Origin of the sequence: Streptomyces sp. NPDC049970 (genome assembly GCF_040660235.1) — a bacterium.
Taxonomy (GTDB): domain Bacteria; phylum Actinomycetota; class Actinomycetes; order Streptomycetales; family Streptomycetaceae; genus Streptomyces.
Genome location: NZ_JBFALP010000002.1, coordinates 651,505 through 669,985, shown reverse-complemented (window position 1 = coordinate 669,985; position 18,481 = coordinate 651,505). Strand labels below are relative to the sequence as shown.

The 18,481-nt window shown below is 70.9% G+C and carries 10 protein-coding genes; all 10 read right to left on the bottom strand.

Annotation, left to right across the window (positions count from 1 at the left end; genetic code table 11):
• Positions 1-40: 40 nt before the first annotated feature.
• Positions 41-1,324: a nucleotide sugar dehydrogenase gene (locus tag AB0I83_RS05755; protein WP_356534757.1), complete on the bottom strand. Its 1,284-nt coding sequence runs from the start codon at positions 1,322-1,324 to the stop codon at positions 41-43.
• Positions 1,321-2,952 carry a glycosyltransferase family 2 protein gene (locus tag AB0I83_RS05750; protein ID WP_356534755.1) on the bottom strand — a complete coding sequence of 544 codons (1,632 nt, stop codon included), beginning with the start codon at positions 2,950-2,952 and terminating at the stop codon, positions 1,321-1,323. Before AB0I83_RS05750 ends, AB0I83_RS05755 begins: the two co-directional genes overlap by 4 nt.
• A complete protein-coding gene (locus AB0I83_RS05745; RefSeq protein WP_356534753.1) occupies positions 2,949-4,535 on the bottom strand; it encodes a glycosyltransferase family 4 protein in 1,587 nt (528 codons plus the stop codon). Before AB0I83_RS05745 ends, AB0I83_RS05750 begins: the two co-directional genes overlap by 4 nt.
• A gap of 23 nt (positions 4,536-4,558) precedes the next feature.
• Positions 4,559-7,147 (bottom strand): glycosyltransferase, encoded by a 2,589-nt coding sequence (locus tag AB0I83_RS05740; RefSeq protein WP_363303739.1) that lies wholly within the window; start codon positions 7,145-7,147, stop codon positions 4,559-4,561.
• A gap of 105 nt (positions 7,148-7,252) precedes the next feature.
• Positions 7,253-8,266, bottom strand: coding sequence for a Gfo/Idh/MocA family oxidoreductase (locus AB0I83_RS05735; protein WP_356534750.1), 1,014 nt, complete (start codon positions 8,264-8,266; stop codon positions 7,253-7,255).
• The gene (locus AB0I83_RS05730) at positions 8,263-9,381 is read right to left on the bottom strand and encodes a DegT/DnrJ/EryC1/StrS family aminotransferase (RefSeq protein WP_363303738.1); all 1,119 of its coding nucleotides are present in this window, start codon (positions 9,379-9,381) and stop codon (positions 8,263-8,265) included. The genes AB0I83_RS05735 and AB0I83_RS05730 overlap by 4 nt, the downstream gene beginning before the upstream one ends.
• A 331-nt stretch (positions 9,382-9,712) precedes the next feature.
• Positions 9,713-13,444 carry an Rne/Rng family ribonuclease gene (locus AB0I83_RS05725; protein ID WP_363303737.1) on the bottom strand — a complete coding sequence of 1,244 codons (3,732 nt, stop codon included), beginning with the start codon at positions 13,442-13,444 and terminating at the stop codon, positions 9,713-9,715.
• 229 nt (positions 13,445-13,673) lie between these two features.
• Complete coding sequence (locus AB0I83_RS05720) at positions 13,674-14,453, bottom strand: TIGR03936 family radical SAM-associated protein (RefSeq protein ID WP_356842143.1); 780 nt, start codon at positions 14,451-14,453, stop codon at positions 13,674-13,676.
• A 475-nt stretch (positions 14,454-14,928) separates the two neighbouring features.
• The gene (locus AB0I83_RS05715) at positions 14,929-16,854 is read right to left on the bottom strand and encodes a TIGR03960 family B12-binding radical SAM protein (RefSeq protein WP_356534744.1); all 1,926 of its coding nucleotides are present in this window, start codon (positions 16,852-16,854) and stop codon (positions 14,929-14,931) included.
• 50 nt (positions 16,855-16,904) lie between these two features.
• Positions 16,905-18,431: a CYTH and CHAD domain-containing protein gene (locus AB0I83_RS05710; protein WP_363303736.1), complete on the bottom strand. Its 1,527-nt coding sequence runs from the start codon at positions 18,429-18,431 to the stop codon at positions 16,905-16,907.
• Between the last annotated feature and the right edge of the window lie 50 nt (positions 18,432-18,481).

Below are 18,481 nucleotides of genomic sequence, written 5' to 3'. Positions count from 1 at the left end.
CCCGAGCGGGTGAGGGCCTCCGGCCGTTGCTGCGAAGCGGTCAGCCGCCGATGACGACGCGGCGCACGCCCGCCCAGTTGGCCGGGTCGGTCGTACGACGTCCGTCGACCAGGACGCGGACGTCCGGCAGGTCGGCGGAGGCCAGCTCACGGTACTCGGCGTGGTCGGCCTGGAGGATCGCGGCGGTGACGGCCTGGCCCTGGTGGGGCACGAGGTGGTGCGCCGTCAGTTCGTCGGCCGTGTACATGGGGTCCGAGACGAACGGCACCGCGCCGCGCGCCTTAAGCGCCTCCACGACTCCGAAGACGCCGGAGAAGGCGGTCTCCTTGACGCCACCGCGGTAGGCGGCGCCCAGCACGAGCACCCCGACGCCGTCCAGGTCGCCGTAGGCGGCGGCCAGCAGGTCGACGGCGTACTCGGGCATCGCGGCGTTGGCCTCACGCGCGGAGCGCACGACGGTCGCCTCGGGGTCGTTCCACAGGTACATCCGGGGGTAGATCGGGATGCAGTGGCCGCCGACCGCGATACCGGGCTGGTGGATGTGGCTGTAGGGCTGGCTGTTGCAGGCCTCGATGACCTTCTTGACGTCGATGTCGTTCTTGTCGGCGAACCGGGCGAACTGGTTGGCCAGCCCGATGTTGACATCGCGGTAGGTGGTCTCGGCGAGCTTGGCCAGCTCGGAGGCCTCCGCCGTACCGAGGTCCCAGACGCCGTTCGGGCGGGGCAGGTCCTCGCGGTCGTCGAAGTCGAGCACGGACTCGTAGAACTCGACGCCGCGCTGGGCGGAAGCCTCGTCGATGCCGCCGACGAGCTTGGGGTAGCGGCGCAGGTCGGCGAAGACGCGGCCGGTCAGCACGCGCTCCGGGGAGAAGACGAGGTGGAAGTCGCGCCCGGGGGTGAGACCGGACCCCTCGGCGAGCATCGGCGCCCAGCGGGTGCGCGTGGTGCCGACCGGGAGGGTGGTCTCGTAGCTGACGAGGGTGCCGGGCTTCAGGCCTGCGGCGATGGCCTTCGTCGCCGAGTCCATCCAGCCGAAGTCCGGGGTTCCCTCGGCGTCCACGAAGAGCGGGACCACGACAACGACGGCGTCGGAGGCCGCGACAGCGGCCGTGGTGTCCGTCGTGGCGGAGAGCAGGCCGGCGCCCACGGTCTCCTTGAGCTTGACGTCCAGGTCGTGCTCGCCGGGGAACGGCTCGGTGGCCGCGTTGACCAGCTCGACGACCTTCTCGTTGACATCCGCGCCGATGACCTTGTGGCCCTTGGCTGCGAACTGCACGGCGAGCGGTAGGCCGATCTTGCCGAGCGCGACTACACAGATGTTCATCGGATTACTTTCCTCTTCAGCCTGGACAGCATGTGGCGCAGCCGCTTGCCCGCACCGGGTTCGATGTCCCACAGCGGCGCCGTCGTGATCACGAGCCGGCCCTTGGGGTTCTGGTTCGCCGCGACCCTGTACGGGACGGCCTGCCGCCACCGGCGGGCCAGGGGGAGCGGCCTTCCGCCGGTCTTCACCGGGATCTCGTACGTCGAGCCTGCCACGTCCACGTACACACGGACACCGCGCTTGGACTTCACGGCATGGACCGGAACCCGGCCCCGCACCGTCGTGGCCCGGCCGTCGTCCGTGGTCCCGTACACGAACTCCCCTTCGACGGGGGGAAGTTCGTGGTCGGCAGGAAGCCGGCGCGCACCGGGCTTGTCCGCGCTCTTGGGCATGGCCCCCTTCGCCAGGCGCACGGAGAGGGAGCCCGTGTCACCGAGAACCCCGACCCGGGCCGTGAGCACGAGGTGAAGGTCGTCGCCGCTCTGGTCCCACTCCGCGGCGAGAAGCTTCGTGCCCTGGGCCAGCCGCCCGGGCACGGCCTCGCCGATCAGCTCGAAGACGCGGTCGGGAAGACCGAGGGCCTCGTCGCGGAAACCCGGGTACCGGGCGAAGGCCCGGCCGTCTTCGAGGTGGAAGGGCGGGGCGCCGTGCTCCGCCTCCTCCGTGACGGCCCTGACCAGTTCGTCGACGGCACCGGCCTGCGCGAGACAGATCCGTACCCGGCGCTTCACGTCCAGGGAGTCCCGGAGCTCGTCGGTGAGGTACTCGTCCGCGAGGGCGGCGACACCCGCGCAGACCTGTCGCCGGGTGTCGGCGTCGAGCGCGGGGAAGTCCTCCTGGACGAGCTTGGCGAGCTCCCACGTGAAGTGCCGCTTGAACAGCGCGTCCCGGTCGGGGCCGGCGTCGACGAGCGAGGCCGTGTGCTTCATGATCGCCGCGGTGCACCGCAGCCGGGACAGATGATCGGCCCGGTAGGTGATGTTGCTGGCGTCACCGCGCTTCACCGCGTAGTAGAACGTGTAGTCCGAGAGCACCGAGATCTTCCGGGCCCGGACGCACGCCTCGATGGTGAAGGGCTGGTCGCTGCCGACCGGAAGGTCCTCGGGGAAGCGCAGGCCGTGCCTCTCGACCAACTCGCGCCGGAAGAGCTTGGTGTTGGCCAGCGTGAACGGCAGACTCGAACGGTAGAGGCTGATGTCGGGGTCGTTGTTCTTGTACAGCTTCTGGTGCACGTAGCGGCCGTTGGTCCCGACCATCTTGCCGATGACGACGTCGGACTCGTGCTCGTCCGCGTAGCCCACCATGCGCGCGAGCGCTTCCTCGCCCAGGTAGTCGTCCGACCCTATGAAGTAGACGAACCGTCCGGTCGCCACCTCCAGCGCCCTGTTGCTGGGCGCGGCGGGGCCACCGGAGTTGGCCTGGTGAATGACCTTGACCGTGCCGGGGTAACGCGCGGCGAACCGGTCGAGCTCGGCGCTGCTCTCGTCCGTCGATCCGTCGTCGACCGCGACGATCTCGAGCCGTTCGAGACCGATGCTCTGTCCGACGAGGGAGTTCAGGCATTCGGTCAGGTAGGGCATCGTGTTGTAGACCGCGACAACCACACTGACGTCAGGAGCCGTCGTCATCGTCTGTTCTCCGCCTTCTCGCGGTCAGGGAGCAGGCCGGCGTACAGCCCGTCGAGGACCTCGGCCTGTGCTTCCCAGGTCCAGGTGTCCAGCAGCCCGGGCTTGTCGTACGCGGCGCGGTACTGCTCCGGGGCGGCCAGCACCTGCTTGATCGCACGGGCCAGGTCGGCGACGTCCTCGGCGGTGCAGACCTCGCCCTGCCCGGTCGAGCGCGTCACCTCGGACATGGTCTTCACATCGCTCACGACCAGGGGCAGCCGGGCGTGCGAGTACTCGAAGAACTTGGTGATCAGGGCGATCTCGTGGTTCGGCCAGTGGTGGATCGGGATGCAGCCGGCGTTCGCCGCGGACAGGAACGGGACGACCTGCCAGTGCGGTACGTAGGGCACCGCGTGCAGACGGTCCCCGGCTCCCAGCTCCTCGGCCCGGGCCAGCAGGCCCTTTATGTAGGCCGCGGCCGGATTCGGCACCACGAACGCCATGTGTACGCCGTCGAGCTGCGGCAGCGTCTCCACCATGTCCCCGAGGCCGCGCTGCGGACCAGGAGACCCGCTGTAGACCACCAGCGGGACGTCGGGACCGATGCCGCACAGCTCGCGCAGGTCCGGCACCTCGTCCGGGTCGGCCGCGCCGGACCGCTCGACGGGCTTGTCGGGCGCGTTGAGCACGACCGTGGGCTGCTCGGTGAGGGAGTGGCGCTCACGCAACAGGTCGGCGAGCCCTTCCGAGACGGTCACGACCGCGTCGGCGTACGGGGCGTACTCGCTCTCATGCGCCGTGTTGCCCGGAATCCAGTGCGCGTTGTCCTCCCAGGGGCGGACTCCGGGCAGGAACTCGTGGGCGTCCCAGACCAGCTTGACCTGGCGGCCGGCTGCCCTGGCCCGGACGGCCGCGCGGGCACCGACACCGAGCATCCGGAAGTCGTTGGCGTGGATCAGGTCCGGCGCGAGCGCGTCGATCTCCTTGCCGTAGGTCAGTTCGTAGTCCCACAGCGCAGGCTCGAGCCTGCGCCAGGCCCTCTTCCCCTTGGTCGCCTTCCAGGTCGCGGTGAAGGCCCGGTCCAGCGGACCCTGGAGCCTTCGACCCGCCTTCTGGGCCTCGGTGGACTGGCGGGACCGGAGCTCGATCCAGCGCTGCATCGCCTTGGACGCCGGTCCTGCCAGCGCCAGGCGAACCTGTTCCGTCTTGCGGAAGGCCGGCGAACCGACCGCGTCGGGCACCACCTTGAGCGCGGCACGGCGGGTCGCCACATCGGCGCGCCACGCCTTGGCCCACTGCCGCCGGTACGCGCCGAGCGGACCGGGCGGGTAGGCAAGGGGACGGCGCAGCAGCGAGCGGTGCCGCTCGGCATGGCGCTTCGCCAGTGGCGTCTTCAGCGGCAGCAGTCGCACATCGGCGTCGCCGAGCTTCCAGCTGCGGCCGTTGCCCGAGCGGACCAGTCCGAGCAACGTCACGTCCCAGCCGGCCGCAGCCATGGACTCCGCGGCCTTCTGTACTCGCGAATCACCTTCGACCTTGTTGTCGACGAGCATGACGACCCGGCCCCTGCGGGGCCGCTCGATGCCGGCTTCCTGCGTCTCCATGAACAACCTTTCCCCCGGACGCGTCACTTGAGGAATCCGCTCAGAACCTGCGCGGTCCATCGTCCGTCGTGGTACGTGCGTGCGAACTCCACCGAGGCGCGGCCGATGGCCGCAGTGCCCTCACGATCGTCGATCAAGGAGCCCAGCACTTCACGCAGAGTGGCGGGCGTGGCACCGACGATGGGCAGTTCGCCGTTCGTCGTGGCCTTCACCGCGTCACTGATGTAACCGATCACCGGCTTGCCCGCGGCCATGGCCTCGACCGCGAACGTGCCGTAACTGCCTGTGGTGAACTGGTCCAGGACCAGGTCGCTCTCCTTGACCAGTTCCTGCATCTGCGCCCAGGGGATGTCCTCGGCGAGCCTGAAGTCGATCACACCGCTGTCGTGCAGTTCGGTGAGTACGGGCATGATCCGGTCCGTACCCTTCGTCCAGCGCTTGGACGGGGCGTGCAGCACGATGGGCCGCTTGCGCTCCATCACCGGTGCGTCGGCCGCCCACGAGGCGACGTCCACCACCAGCGGGGCCCACTTTGCCGCGGGCAGGTCGTCCAGGAGGTCGGGGGTCGTGACGAACAGCGGGAGCCCGGACTCGTCGGCGATGCGCCGGTTGGTCTCGGCCTTGCTCCGGAGCTTGTCGGCGATGCCGTCGGGAGCGTCCCGGAACAGCGAGTACTCGTGCCGCTCCAGATGACGGTCGGGGTGGCGGATGTCGCTGCCGTGCGAAAGGAGCGCCACCTTCACGCGTGCCTTGCGGAGCGCGGCGAGGTCACCTGCGACGGTCTCGCCGTTGAGCCGCCCGAAGACCGGCATGAAGGCGTCGACGATCAGGTGGCTGTACCTGCCGACGATCCGCTTGACCTGCTCCAGCTGGATGTCGAGCTCGCCGAGCCGGGAGGCGTCCACGTAGACGTCGGCCGGGTAGTCGAAGGTGTCGGAACGCTGGTTCATGACGACTTCGACGGACACATCAGGATCTGCCTGCGACAGCGCCTGGGCGAAGGCCGCTCCCTGACCGGCGTAGTTGGCCGGGCCGATGCCCAGCCTGACCGGAGTGGAACCGAGAGGGGTCCAGACCGGAACGCCGGACTTGCCGCTGCTCGAACCGATCCGCGCCGCCCCCGGGGTCTCCTGGACGGTCCACGGGATCTCGGTGGCCGGCACCGGCGGTGTCTTCTTCGACAGGGTGCGGTAGAGCTCCAGCAGTCCGGCGCTCTGCTGCTCCCAGGAGAGCTCCTTGAGCACGTCCTCGGTGATGGCTTCGGCAAGCTCACCGCGCCGCTCGAGCGCGCGGGCCGCGGCAGCGGCGAAGGTGGCGGGATCGTCCCAGGTGAAGACCTCGCCGAGCCCCTTCTCCTCCACGTAGGCCTTGATGACCCGCACATCGCTGGTGACCAGCGGAAGGCGTGCCTGAAGGTATTCGGAGACCTTCGTAGGCAGCGAGACCTCACAGTTGGGCACGCGTCGGAACGGGGTCAGGCCGACGTCTGCCGAGGACAGGTAGTCGGCGACCTCGTGCTGGGAGACGTACGGCACCAGGTGGATGCGGTCGCGTACGCCGAGCGTCACCGCCGTCGCCAGCAACTGCTCCAGCAGGGGCGTCACCCGGCTGCAGACCAGGGCGAGATGAACACCGGGCAGCTCGGGGAGACCGTCGATGACGGCGTCCACACCGCGCTCCGGGCCGAGCCATCCCGAGTAGACCATGAGCGGGACCTCGGGTCCCAGCCCGCACATCTCGCGGACCGACGCCCGCACCGAGCCGGACCCGATGACCTCGCGGACCGGGGAGTTGCCCACCACGAGAGGAAGCTCGGGGAGCTTGTGGTCGCTCTTGAGGAGCTCGGCCAGCTGCGGGGACACGGTGACCACGGCGTCGGCCCGCCCGATGAACTCGGCCTCGGCAGCGGGCAGGGCGTACGCCTGCCGCGGGTTGGGCCACTCCACGCCACGGACGTACTCGTGGGCGTCGTAGAGCCACGCGCACCGGTGACCGCTGGCCCGGAGCCGGGCGGCGCTGCGGGCAGCCGTCACGATCATGGTGGAGTCGTTGGCGTGGATGACGTCCGGCGCGAGTTCTTCGATGACCGGGCCGAACGCCAGGTCCAGGTCGACGAGCTGGGGCCAGTCGAGCCGCCAGTCGCTGACCGGCTCCGGCTCCTTCGGCACCCTGCGCTGCTCCCACTTGAATGCGCGCACCCGCAGCTTGTACACGGCTCGACGTGCGCGCAGCACGGCCTTGAGCGACGCCCGCCGGGGAGCACCGGACCAGCTCGTCTCGGCCGACGTCTGACGCACCCACGCCCGGTAGGAGGCGCGGTAATGGCTCAGCGCCGTCTGGTCCTGGATGCGGAACTGCGTCAGCGCACCGCGCAGGGGGTGGGTCCTGCGGGCCTTCACCGAGCGAACGTACTCCGTGGTCACGGGGACACGGACCACCTCGATCGGGCCCATGCGCGACCGCTGGACGCGCTTGGTGTCGCTCCTGCCGATCAGCGTCACGTCCCAGCCGTCGCGGGCCGCGGCCACAGCCGTCTTCTGGACCCGCGAATCGCCCGTGATGCCGTTGGCCACGATCACGGCGAGCCGCGGTCGGCGGGCAGGGGATTTCATCCTGTACTTCCTCCGGTGGAAGACGAACGAGCCTTGACCTGTCGCGCACTCCCCCGGAGTGCGCGACAGGCCTGGCAGTGGAGCGCTATGTCCACTGCCAGGGATTCAGCCCGCCGCACGATCGGTGTCCAGACGGACGGTGGTGCGGCTCGCTGCCGACTCGAGCACGGCCGCCGCGACCTCAACGGTACGCAGACCCTGCCGCAATGTGCAGATATCAGCAGACTCGCCCAGTACGGCGTCCCTGAACAGCTCGTGCTCGACGAGCAGCGGCTCGCGCTTCGGGATCGCGTAGCGGACCATGTCGCCCTCGGAGACACCGCGGAACGCGCGCAGCGCCTCCCATTCGGTGGTCACCGACGCGTTCGAGTGGAACGTGAGGTCGGCGGTGAGCGTGTCGGCGATGTAGCAGCCGCGCTCGCCGGTGACCGAGGTGAAGCGCTCCTTGAGCGGGCTCAGCCAGTTGACCAGGTGGTTGACCATGGTGCCGTCGGAGAGCTGGCCCACCGCGGACACCATGTCCTCGTGCGGGCGGCCCGACTTCGACACGGTGTGGGCCGCGATCGAGGTGTACGTCTGGCCGGTCACCCAGCTCGTCAGGTCGATGTCGTGCGTGGCGAGGTCCTTGACGACGCCGACGTCCGCGATGCGGTGGGGGAAGGGGCCCTGGCGGCGGGTGACGACCTGGAACACGTCGCCCAGTTCGCCGGCCTCCAGGCGGCTGCGCAGCGAGCGCAGGGCCGGGTTGCAGCGTTCGATGTGGCCGACGCCGGCCACCAGGTCGCGCGACTCGAAGGCCTCGACGAGGCGGCGGGCGCCCTCGACGGTGTCGGCGAGCGGCTTCTCGATCAGCGCGCACACGCCGGCGTCCGCCAGCTGCAGGCCGACCGTCTCGTGCAGTGCGGTCGGGCAGGCGACGACCGCGTAGTCGACGCCGAGCGCGATGAGCTCCTCGACGGTCGACAGGACGGGTGCGCCCTGTGCCCAGCCGTTCTTGTCGCCCATCGGGTCGACGACGCCGACCAGTTCCACGCCTTCGAGTCCGGCGAGGACGCGGGCGTGGTGGCGGCCCATGGAGCCGAGGCCGATGAGACCGGCCTTCAGTACGGCGGCGCTCACAGACTCTCCCCCAGTGCGTTCACGGCGTTGACGATGCGCTCCAGGTCACCCTCGCCCAGCGACGGGTGGACGGGGAGCGAGACGACCTCGGCGGCGGCCCGCTCGGTCTCGGGCAGGTCCCAGTTGCGGCCGGCCTTCTGGTCCGGCTCCCAGTACGGCTTGAGCCGGTGGATGGGGGTCGGGTAGTAGACCGCGTTGCCGATGCCGGCCTCGGTGAGCTTGGCCATGGCGGCCTCGCGGTCGCCCTGCACCCGGATCGTGTACTGGTGGTACACGTGGCGGGCGCCGTCCGCGACCGGCGGCGTCGTCACGTTCGGGGCGGAGATGTGCGCGTCGAGGTACGCGGCGTTGGCGCGGCGCTGATCGGTCCAGCCACCGATCTTGGTGAGCTGTACGCGGCCGACCGCGGCGGCGACGTCCGTCATGCGCATGTTGGCGCCGACGATCTCGTTGGCGTACCGCTGCTCCATGCCCTGGTTGCGCAGGAGGCGCAGGGTGCGGGCGAGTTCGGCGTCGGCCGTGGTGACCATGCCGCCTTCGAGCGCGTGCATGTTCTTCGTCGGGTAGAAGCTGAACGTTCCGCCTTCGCCGAACGCGCCGACGGGGGTGCCGTTCAGGGCAGCGGCGTGCGCCTGGCACGCGTCCTCGACGACGGCGAGCTTGTGCTTGGCCGCGATCGGCATGAGCTTGTCCATGGCTGCCGGGTGTCCGTAGAGGTGCACCGGCATGATGGCGGCCGTGCGCGGGGTGACCGCCGCCTCGACGGCGGCCGGGTCGAGGCCGTAGCTGCCGGGCTCGATGTCCGCGAACACGACGTCCGCGCCTACCAGTCGGACCGCGTTGGCCGAGGCCGCGAAGGAGAAGGAGGGGACGATCACCTCGTCGCCCGGACCGACACCGAGGGCGAGGAGGAGCATGTGCAACGCGGACGTACCGGAGTTGACGGCGACGCAGTGGCGGCCGTCGACCAGCTCCGAGAAGCCCTCCTCGAAGGCCGCGACCTCGGGGCCCTGCACTACGCGACCGCTGCGCAGCACACGCACCGCGGCCTCGATCTCTTCTTCACCGATGACCGGGCGGGCAGCAGGAATCGGCTGCTCGTTGATGCTCGTCATGGACGTCCTCCTTGAACACCGCAAGAGCTCTTCGTCAGGCAGAGGTCCGGGGTGCGGGACGTCTTACAAGGCCGCGCACAACCCCACCGGCACAATGCCGACGCCCCACCGAGGAATCTGGGCCCGGTCTGTCCTGAACCGGGTCGGTCACTGACTGTGATTTCCATCCTGGAACCTCACGGGCAGCGACCGCCGTCACATTATCAGGGATTTCTCAGGTGATTTCAGGCCTGTTAACCGGCTACTGCATCGGTTCTGAAACAAAGCACGTGTCCCGCCCCCAAGGTTTAGGAGCGGGACACGAACAGGTGAACAGCGGATTACGAAATGCTCAGCCTGCGGCAGAACCGGAGTCGTCGGCCGGGGCGGAAGCCGTCACGGAAGGCGACGACTGCTCGGCTGCGACCGTCTTCTTGGACGCGGCCTTCTTCGTGGTCGTCTTCTTCGCGGCGGTCTTCTTCGCGACCGTCTTGGCGGGCGCCTTCTTCGTGGCCGCCTTCTTCGCCGTGGCCTTCTTGGCGGTCTTGCGCGCGGCCGCCTTCTTTACCGGATTCTCCGGTTCCGAAACTTCGGCACCGGGGGTGTCGGGCGTGTCGGCCTCGTCGTCCGTGACCACCACGACCGCCGAGTCCTCGGCGCCGGCAGGGGACCCGGCCGGAGCGGTGGCCTTACGGGTCGCCCTGCGACGGGCGCGCGGAGCCGGAGCTGCCGGAGCCTCGGGCTCCGCCGCCTCGTCCGAGGGAGTGGACGCCGGGGCCTCCACCACCGGGTCCTCGACCGCGACGGGCTCCGCAGCGGGTTCGGACGGCTGCGCCGGCGGTGTCACGTCGGCCTGCTTGGGCGAGCCCGCGGGTGCGGTCGCCTTCCGCGTCGCCCTGCGGCGGGTACGAGCCGGCGGCGCGGCCTCCGCCGGGGTTGCCTCCACCGGGGCGGCCTCCGTGGCAACGGCCGGAGCCTCGGTCGCGGCGGCGGGCTCGGCCTGCGGCTTCGCCTCGGCGACCGGCGCCGGAGCGGGCTCCGCCACAGGGGCGGGCGCACCGGCCGGAGCGCTGACCTTGCGGGTCGCGCGACGGCGGCCACGACCGCGCGACGCAGCCGCCTCCGCCTCGGCGGGGTTGCTGTACAGCTCCTCGTCGGCGACGAACTCCGGTTCCGGCAGCGCCACCGGAGCGGCGACCTCGGCGGCGACCTCGGCCTCCGTCTCCGACTCGTTGTCCGCCAGGTGCTCGGTGTGGTCGTGGTCGTGGTCGTGGTCGTGTCCGGCACCACCGCGGCCGCGCTTCTTGGACCGCTTGCCACCGCCACCACCGCCGCCGGCGGACGTCGGCTGCTCCATGTGGACGATCACGCCGCGGCCGTTGCAGTGGACGCAGGTCTCGGAGAAGGACTCCAGCAGACCCTGGCCCACCCGCTTGCGCGTCATCTGGACCAGGCCGAGCGAGGTGACCTCCGCGACCTGGTGCTTCGTACGGTCGCGTCCCAGGCACTCCAGCAGCCGCCGCAGCACCAGGTCCCGGTTCGACTCGAGCACCATGTCGATGAAGTCGACGACGACGATGCCTCCGAGGTCGCGCAGCCGCAGCTGGCGCACGATCTCCTCGGCCGCCTCCAGGTTGTTCTTGGTGACGGTCTCCTCGAGGTTTCCGCCCTGACCGGTGAACTTGCCGGTGTTGACGTCGACGACGACCATCGCCTCGGTCTTGTCGATCACCAGCGAGCCACCGCTCGGCAGGTAGACCTTGCGGTCCAGCGCCTTCATCAGCTGCTCGTCGATCCGGTACGTCGCGAAGACGTCGACCTCGGAGGTCCAGCGCGACAGACGGTCGTTGAGGTCGGGCGCCACGTGCGAGACGTAGCCGTGGATGGTCTCCCAGGCGTCGTCACCGCTGACGATGACCTTCGAGAAGTCCTCGTTGAAGATGTCGCGGACGACTCGGACCGTCATGTCCGGCTCGCCGTAGAGCAGCGTCGGGGCGTTGGAGCTGCTGGTGTTCTTCGACTTCTTCTGGATCTCTTCCCACTGCTGCTGCAGCCGCTCGACGTCACGGCGCAGCTCGTCCTCGCTCGCGCCCTCGGCGGCGGTACGCACGATGACGCCCGCGTCCTCGGGGACGATCTTCTTGAGGATGGTCTTCAGCCGGGCGCGCTCGGTGTCGGGCAGCTTGCGGCTGATGCCGGTCATCGAGCCCTCGGGCACGTAGACCAGGTAACGGCCGGGCAGCGAGACCTGGCTGGTCAGGCGGGCGCCCTTGTGGCCGATCGGGTCCTTCGTCACCTGGACGAGGACGGACTGGCCGGACTTCAGCGCGGTCTCGATGCGGCGCGGCCCATGGGCCATGCCGAGCGCCTCGAAGTTCACCTCACCGGCGTACAGGACGGCGTTGCGGCCCTTGCCGATGTCGACGAAGGCGGCCTCCATGGACGGCAGTACGTTCTGCACCTTGCCCAGGTAGACGTTGCCGACGTAGCTGGTGGCCTGCTCCTTGTTGACGTAGTGCTCGACGAGCACGTTGTCCTCGAGGACGCCGATCTGGGTGCGCTCGCCGCTCTGGCGGACGACCATGACGCGCTCGACGGCCTCCCGGCGGGCCAGGAACTCGGCCTCGGTGATGATCGGGACGCGGCGGCGGCCCTGCTCACGGCCCTCGCGGCGGCGCTGCTTCTTGGCCTCCATACGGGTCGAGCCCTTGATGGACTGGACCTCGTCGAAGCCCGTGCCGGGCTCGCGCTCGGCCGCTTCCTTCGCACGCCGTTCACGCGGCTCGCGGACCTTGACGACCGTACGCTCCGGGTCGTCCGCGCCGGAGCCCGCGCCCGTGTCCTCGCCGGAGGCGTCCCCGCTGCGGCGGCGACGGCGGCGACGGCGACGGCTGCTGCTGGATCCGGAGGAGGACTCGTGGTCGTCCTCGTCGTCGTCGTGCTCGTCATCGGAGCGGTCCGCGGAGTCGTCCTGCTGATCCGCGTCGTCCGTGTCGTTGGCCTCGCCGCGACGGCGGCGGCGTCCACCCCGACGGCGACGGCGCGAGGGCCGGTCGCCGTACTCGTCCGACTCGTCGCCCTCGTGCTCGGCGTCGTTCTCGGGCTCGGCGTCGTGCTCGTCCTCGACGGGGGCGGCTGGCGGAGCGGCCTGCTCGGCGGGGAGCGAGACCGGCGTCGCGGCCGGCTCGGTCTCGACGGTCTCACCGCGACGGCGACGGCGACGGCGCGAGCCACCCTGCGGCGCGGCCTCGGCGGGCTCGGCGGCTTCCGCCGGAGCCGGAGCGGCCTCGGCGGCCTGCCTGCCCTCGGCCCTGCGCGGCGCGCGGTCCGTGGTCCTCCGCTCCTGGACCTCGTCGCCCTCGTCGGACGACGAGGCGGGACCGGTGGCCGCCGCTGCCGCAGCCGCGGACTCCGGCGTCTGGAACATCGGCTCGGAGAAGACCGGGGCCTGGAACACGGCCACGGCGGGGCGCGTCGCGCGACGGCCCTTGCGGGCGGGCTCCTCGGCCTTGCCGGTGAACTCGGGGCGGCCTGCGGCGGCGGTGGCCCGACGGCGCTGGCGGCCTCGGGGCGCGGCCTCCTCGACCTGCTCGGTCTCGGTGGCGAGTTCCTCGGCGACGGCGGCGGGAAGGCTCTCGCCGGTCTCGGCGGCCTCCGCGTCGGCGATCTCCTCGACGGGCTGGGGAGCGCCTGCGGGGGCGGTCGCCTTGCGGGAGGCACGACGGCGGCCACGCGGGGCCTCGACGACAGGGGCCTCTTCGGCCTCTTCCTCGGCCGGGATCTCCACGGCGGGCTCGGCGACGGTCTCCACGACCTCCGCGGCCTGCGGCGCACCCGCCGGAGCGGTCGCCTTACGGACCGCACGACGACGCGCACGCACCGGCGGCGCGGCCTCCGCCGGCTCGGGCGTCTCCTCGGCAGCGGCCGTCGGCGTGACGTCCTCGGGGGCGGTCGTACCCTGCTCGCCCGAAGGCGGGCCGGCGGGCCGGGACGCCGCGCGGCGCCTGCGGCGCGGGGGCAGCTTGTCCCCGGGGGCGTTGTTGTCTTCGGTGTTTCCGGTCGTGCCGGATGCGTTCTCGGGCATGCGGGCGGTTCTCCCGTCGCGCTCCCGGGCGCCGCGCCTGGTTCCGGTCCGACGCGATTCGCGTGATGTGCGCGATACCGCCGTCCGGGGCGCGGGCGCCGCACGGGAGCTGATGTCTGGCTCGCCGGTTCCGTACGCGCTACGCACGGCCTGGCGAAAGTCTTATGGGGCGGTGCGCGGCCCGACCCAGGTGGCTCCCGAGTCAGAGGGCTGCGCTACAACGACCGCCTTACGCGGAACCTGCACCTTCCGGCGCCGTCGCGGCGGCGGCCGGATCAGCCGTGGAAACGGCCGGGGCTGCCTCGCGGTCGGGCGCGAGCGGGTCGGTCACCGTGCCGGACTCCTCGTCGAAGAGCCCCTGCGCCAGCCTGGTCACCGCTGCGGGGACCGGCGGCGTTAGGTCGGCCACAGCTCGGAGACCGGACAGGACGTCGTCGGGTCGCACGGCAGGTGTCACGTGCCGCACTACCAGCCGCAGTATCGCACAGGGCGTGTCCCCGGACCTATCAGGCTGTGGATCAAGGGCCTGAAGATCAGCCACGGCCGCGCGGGCGTCGAAGGTCCTCATGCCGTTCTTGGCACGGCGCTGGACCTCGACGGTCTCGGCCTCCAGGAAGGCGGCCACGGCCTTTCGGGCGTCCTGCACGGCGACGCCGTCCAGCCGCATCTCCCACACGGAGGCGGTGAGCCGGTCGGCGAGGCCCGAGGTACGGGCCTCCACCGCGTCGATCACGTCGAGGCCCTCGGGCATGGACGCGTCGAGCAGCTCGCGGAGGGTGCCGGGATCCCGCGCCTCGGTGAGGGCGATCTCCAGGAACTCGGCCTCGCTGCCCGTGCCGGTGGGCGCCGCGTTGGCGTACGACACCTTGGGGTGCGGGGTGAAACCGGCCGAGTAGGCCATCGGGACCTCGGAGCGTCGCAGCGCCCGCTCGAAGGCGCGCTGGAAGTCTCTGTGACTGGTGAACCGGAGGCGGCCCCGCTTGGTGTAGCGCAGTCTGATGCGCTGCACCGCCGGTGCGGGCGGCGGGCCTTCGGGCTGTCGCTTGCCCAGTGGTTCTTCTCCTCGGTGCGGGGCGAACGCGGTGGCGTGCCGCCCACGAAGTACAGGATGCCCCGGGGTGCCGCTCCGGCTCACCCCCGCCGGACGGTTCTACCGGCCTTCGGGGAGATCTCGGGCGCGGGCGCCGCGCTGGGGACAGTCGTTGTCCTACCCAGGGTACGCGCAGCGGACCCTCAGAGTTCCCGCGCGTCCCTGACCTGCGGCGCGCCCACCGACGCCCGCCGGAAGTCACGACGCCCGCGCGCTCCGTCCCCCGGGTGGCCGACAGCGCGTCCCGGCTGCCACGGACCGCCCCGGGCCCGGCCGCTTTCGCCCGGTGGGAGGTGTGCGGTGCTTCCCGAGGCCCATGCCGTGCGGGACGCGAACGCCCGGTCCGGTAGATCCCGGACCGGGCGTTCGTCAGCGGACTCCCCGCCAGGTGTGCCTACTTCACGACCGTGAGCGGCAGGAGCTTCTTGCCGGTCGGGCCGATCTGGATGTCCAGGTCGAGCTGCGGGCAGACGCCGCAGTCGAAGCACGGCGTCCAGCGGCAGTCCTCGACCTCGGTCTCGTCGAGCGAGTCCTGCCAGTCCTCCCAGAGCCAGTCCTTGTCGAGGCCGGAGTCCAGGTGGTCCCAGGGCAGGACCTCCTCGTACGTCCGCTCCCGGGTGGTGTACCAGTCGACGTCCACGCCGAAGGCGGGCAGCGCCTTCTCGGCGCTCCTCATCCAGAGGTCGTAGCTGAAGTGCTCGCGCCAGCCGTCGAAGCGGCCGCCGGACTCGTAGACCTCGCGGATCACGGCACCGACGCGGCGGTCGCCCCGGGAGAGCAGGCCCTCGACGATGCCGGGCTTGCCGTCGTGGTACCGGAAGCCGATGGAGCGGCCGTACTTCTTGTCGTCGCGGATCTTGTCCCGGAGCTTCTTCAGCCGGGCGTCGGTGTCCTCGGCGCTGAGCTGCGGGGCCCACTGGAAGGGGGTGTGCGGCTTGGGGACGAAGCCGCCGATGGAGACGGTGCAGCGGATGTCGTTCTGCCCGGAGACCTCGCGGCCCTTGGCGATCACGTTGACCGCCATGTCGCCGATCTGGAGGACGTCCTCGTCGGTCTCGGTGGGCAGGCCGCACATGAAGTACAGCTTCACCTGCCGCCAGCCGTTGCCGTACGCGGTGGCGACCGTGCGGATCAGGTCCTCCTCCGAGACCATCTTGTTGATGACCTTGCGCATGCGCTCGGATCCGCCCTCGGGGGCGAAGGTGAGGCCCGACCTGCGGCCGTTGCGGGTCAGCTCGTTGGCCAGGTCCACGTTGAAGGCGTCGACCCGGGTGGAGGGCAGCGACAGGCCGATCTTGTCCTCGGTGTACCGGTCGGCGAGGCCCTTCGCGATGTCACCGATCTCGCTGTGGTCCGCGGAGGAGAGCGAGAGGAGACCCACCTCCTCGAAGCCGGTGGCCTTGAGCCCCTTCTCGACCATCTCGCCGATGCCGGTGATGCTCCGCTCCCGCACGGGGCGCGTGATCATGCCGGCCTGGCAGAAACGGCAGCCACGGGTGCAGCCGCGGAAGATCTCGACGGACATCCGCTCGTGGACGGTCTCGGCGAGGGGGACCAGCGGCTGCTTGGGGTACGGCCACTCGTCCAGGTCCATGACGGTGTGCTTGGACACGCGCCACGGCACCCCGGACCTGTTGGGCACGACGCGGCCGATGCGGCCGTCGGGGAGGTACTCGACGTCGTAGAAGCCCGGGACGTAGACGCCGCCGGTCCTCGCGAGGCGGAACAGCACCTCCTCGCGGCCACCGGGCCGGCCCTCCGCCTTCCAGGCGCGGATGATCTCAGTGATCTCCAGGACCGCCTGCTCGCCGTCGCCGATGACCGCGCAGTCGATGAAGTCCGCGATCGGCTCGGGGTTGAACGCGGCGTGGCCGCCCGCCAGCACGATCGGGTGGTCGACGGTGCGGTCCTTGGACTCCAGCGGGATGCCCGCGAGGTCCAGGGCGGTGAACATGTTGGTGTAGCCGAGCTCGGTGGAGAAGCTCAGCCCGAACACGTCGAAGGCGCCGACGGGCCGGTGGCTGTCCACGGTGAACTGCGGCACCTTGTGCTCGCGCATCAGCTCCTCGAGGTCCGGCCACACGCTGTACGTGCGCTCGGCGAGGACGCCCTCGCGCTCGTTGAGTACCTCGTACAGGATCATGACGCCCTGGTTGGGGAGTCCGACCTCGTAGGCGTCCGGGTACATGAGTGCCCAGCGGACGTCGCATTCGTCCCACGGTTTGACGGTGGAGTTCAGCTCACCGCCGACGTACTGGATGGGCTTCTGCACGTGCGGGAGCAGAGCTTCGAGCTGTGGGAAGACCGACTCGGCAGACATCTGAGGACCTTCGTAGCTGGCAGGGGTGACCATCAAGCGTAACCCGGTGCTCAGCCTTTCCACGCCGTGCGCGGTCGGGGGTGCGACGCCCTCGCCCACACATCGGGCAGTTCGCGTTCGCGTGCCCGTGCCGCCGACTCCTCCTGGCCGTACAGGAGCCCCCAGGTGAACGCGGACTCCCCCGCGGCGTGGGCCTGGACCGCCAGGGCGCGCAGGGCCTTCCGGGCCATGACGCTGTCCTGGTGGTCGCCGAGGACGGTCTGTACGGACTTCATCCGGCGGGAGAACCTCCTGGCGGGCTTGCCCAGCGCGGGCCTCGCCGCCTCCCCCGCGTACCGGACGCGCTTGGCGGCCTTGCGGGCCTCGTGCAGGGCGAGGTCGCGCTCGTGGCCGGGCGGCTGGTCGAGGGCTCGGCCGATGCGGGCGGCGAGCCGGTCGTAGTCCTTGAGGACCGCCCGGGGCAGGGCGTCCACCGGTTCCGCGGCGGCGCCGGGCCGCAAGGGCGGATCGGCGAGGAGCGCGTCGAGCGAGTCGAGGAGGTCGAGGTAGCGCCTCCCGTCGAGTACGGAGACGATCCGGCGCCGGGCCCCGCCGCGCCGGGCGGTGGACGCGACCTTCAGCCGTGCGCTCACCGGGCCGAGCACCAGGGTGCCGGGCAGCGCGTCGATCCTGGCCCGCAGCCTCTCGTCGAGCACTTCCCGGTCGCGGTCGACGCCGAGCTCGGCGGCGAGCCACCGCAACTCGTCGCCCAGGGGGTCGGTGACGGTCCTGTCGAGGATCCTGCGGTAGGTCCTGAAGGCGCTGCGCAGCCGCCGGGTGGCGACCCTCATGCGGTGCACGGAATCGGGCAGCTCACGGCGCACGGCCGGGTCGAGGGCGACGACGGCCGTGACCTGCCGGCGCACGTAGGCGAGTACGTGGTCGCCCGCGTCGCGCGGCGGGGCCGCGTCCTTCGGGTGCCCCGACTCCTCCGGGGCCGTCTCCTCCAGCGCCCTGGCCAGCTTGGAGGGTGCGGCGGCGGGCAGCACCCCGGCCTCGCGCAGCCCGCGTTCGACGGCGTCGAGGACGGCGGGGTCGCGGTCGTCGGCCAGCTCGACCTCGAGCTCGGTCCAGGCGGCCGTGGAGCCGCGACCGGCATCGGTGAGGCGCTCGGCACGGACCTCGTCGACGCTCAGTTCGGCGAGCAGGGCGCCGTCCTCGTCCAGGAGGTGGTGGACGTCGCGGGCGGAGCGGAGCCGCACGACGGGGATCACCGGGCTGTCCCGGACCCGGGAGCGGATCAGCCCGGCGAGGTCCTCGGGCAGGGTGTCGTTCAGCGGGGCGTGGATCTCGTCGCGGATGCCCGTGGAGACGGGGAACTTGAGGTGCCAACCCTCGTCGGACCCGCCCGTTCTGCGGCGCAGCGTGATCGAGTCCGCGGCCAGCCGTAGGTCCTCGGTGTCGTGGTAGACCGCGTCCAGCTCCATGAGGCCGCGGTGCCGCACGGCCGAGACCCCGGCCGCACGGGTCAGGTCGGGCAGCCGGGTTTCGGGGGTCGCCTCGTACTTGCGCTCGATCTCACGCTTCGAGTCCGCCATACACCGAATCTAGACGGATTGCCGTCGGATGGGCAGGGGCCCCGCTTCCC

What these genes read in the sequence shown, in the direction of transcription:
- AB0I83_RS05740 (WP_363303739.1), bottom strand. Translation starts at nt 7,147, where the DNA reads ATGAAATCCCCTGCCCGCCGACCGCGGCTCGCCGTGATCGTGGCCAAC.
- AB0I83_RS05745 (WP_356534753.1), bottom strand. Translation starts at nt 4,535, where the DNA reads ATGGAGACGCAGGAAGCCGGCATCGAGCGGCCCCGCAGGGGCCGGGTC.
- AB0I83_RS05715 (WP_356534744.1), bottom strand. Translation starts at nt 16,854, where the DNA reads ATGTCTGCCGAGTCGGTCTTCCCACAGCTCGAAGCTCTGCTCCCGCAC.
- AB0I83_RS05750 (WP_356534755.1), bottom strand. Translation starts at nt 2,952, where the DNA reads ATGACGACGGCTCCTGACGTCAGTGTGGTTGTCGCGGTCTACAACACG.
- AB0I83_RS05710 (WP_363303736.1), bottom strand. Translation starts at nt 18,431, where the DNA reads ATGGCGGACTCGAAGCGTGAGATCGAGCGCAAGTACGAGGCGACCCCC.
- AB0I83_RS05755 (WP_356534757.1), bottom strand. Translation starts at nt 1,324, where the DNA reads ATGAACATCTGTGTAGTCGCGCTCGGCAAGATCGGCCTACCGCTCGCC.
- AB0I83_RS05730 (WP_363303738.1), bottom strand. Translation starts at nt 9,381, where the DNA reads ATGACGAGCATCAACGAGCAGCCGATTCCTGCTGCCCGCCCGGTCATC.
- AB0I83_RS05725 (WP_363303737.1), bottom strand. Translation starts at nt 13,444, where the DNA reads ATGCCCGAGAACGCATCCGGCACGACCGGAAACACCGAAGACAACAAC.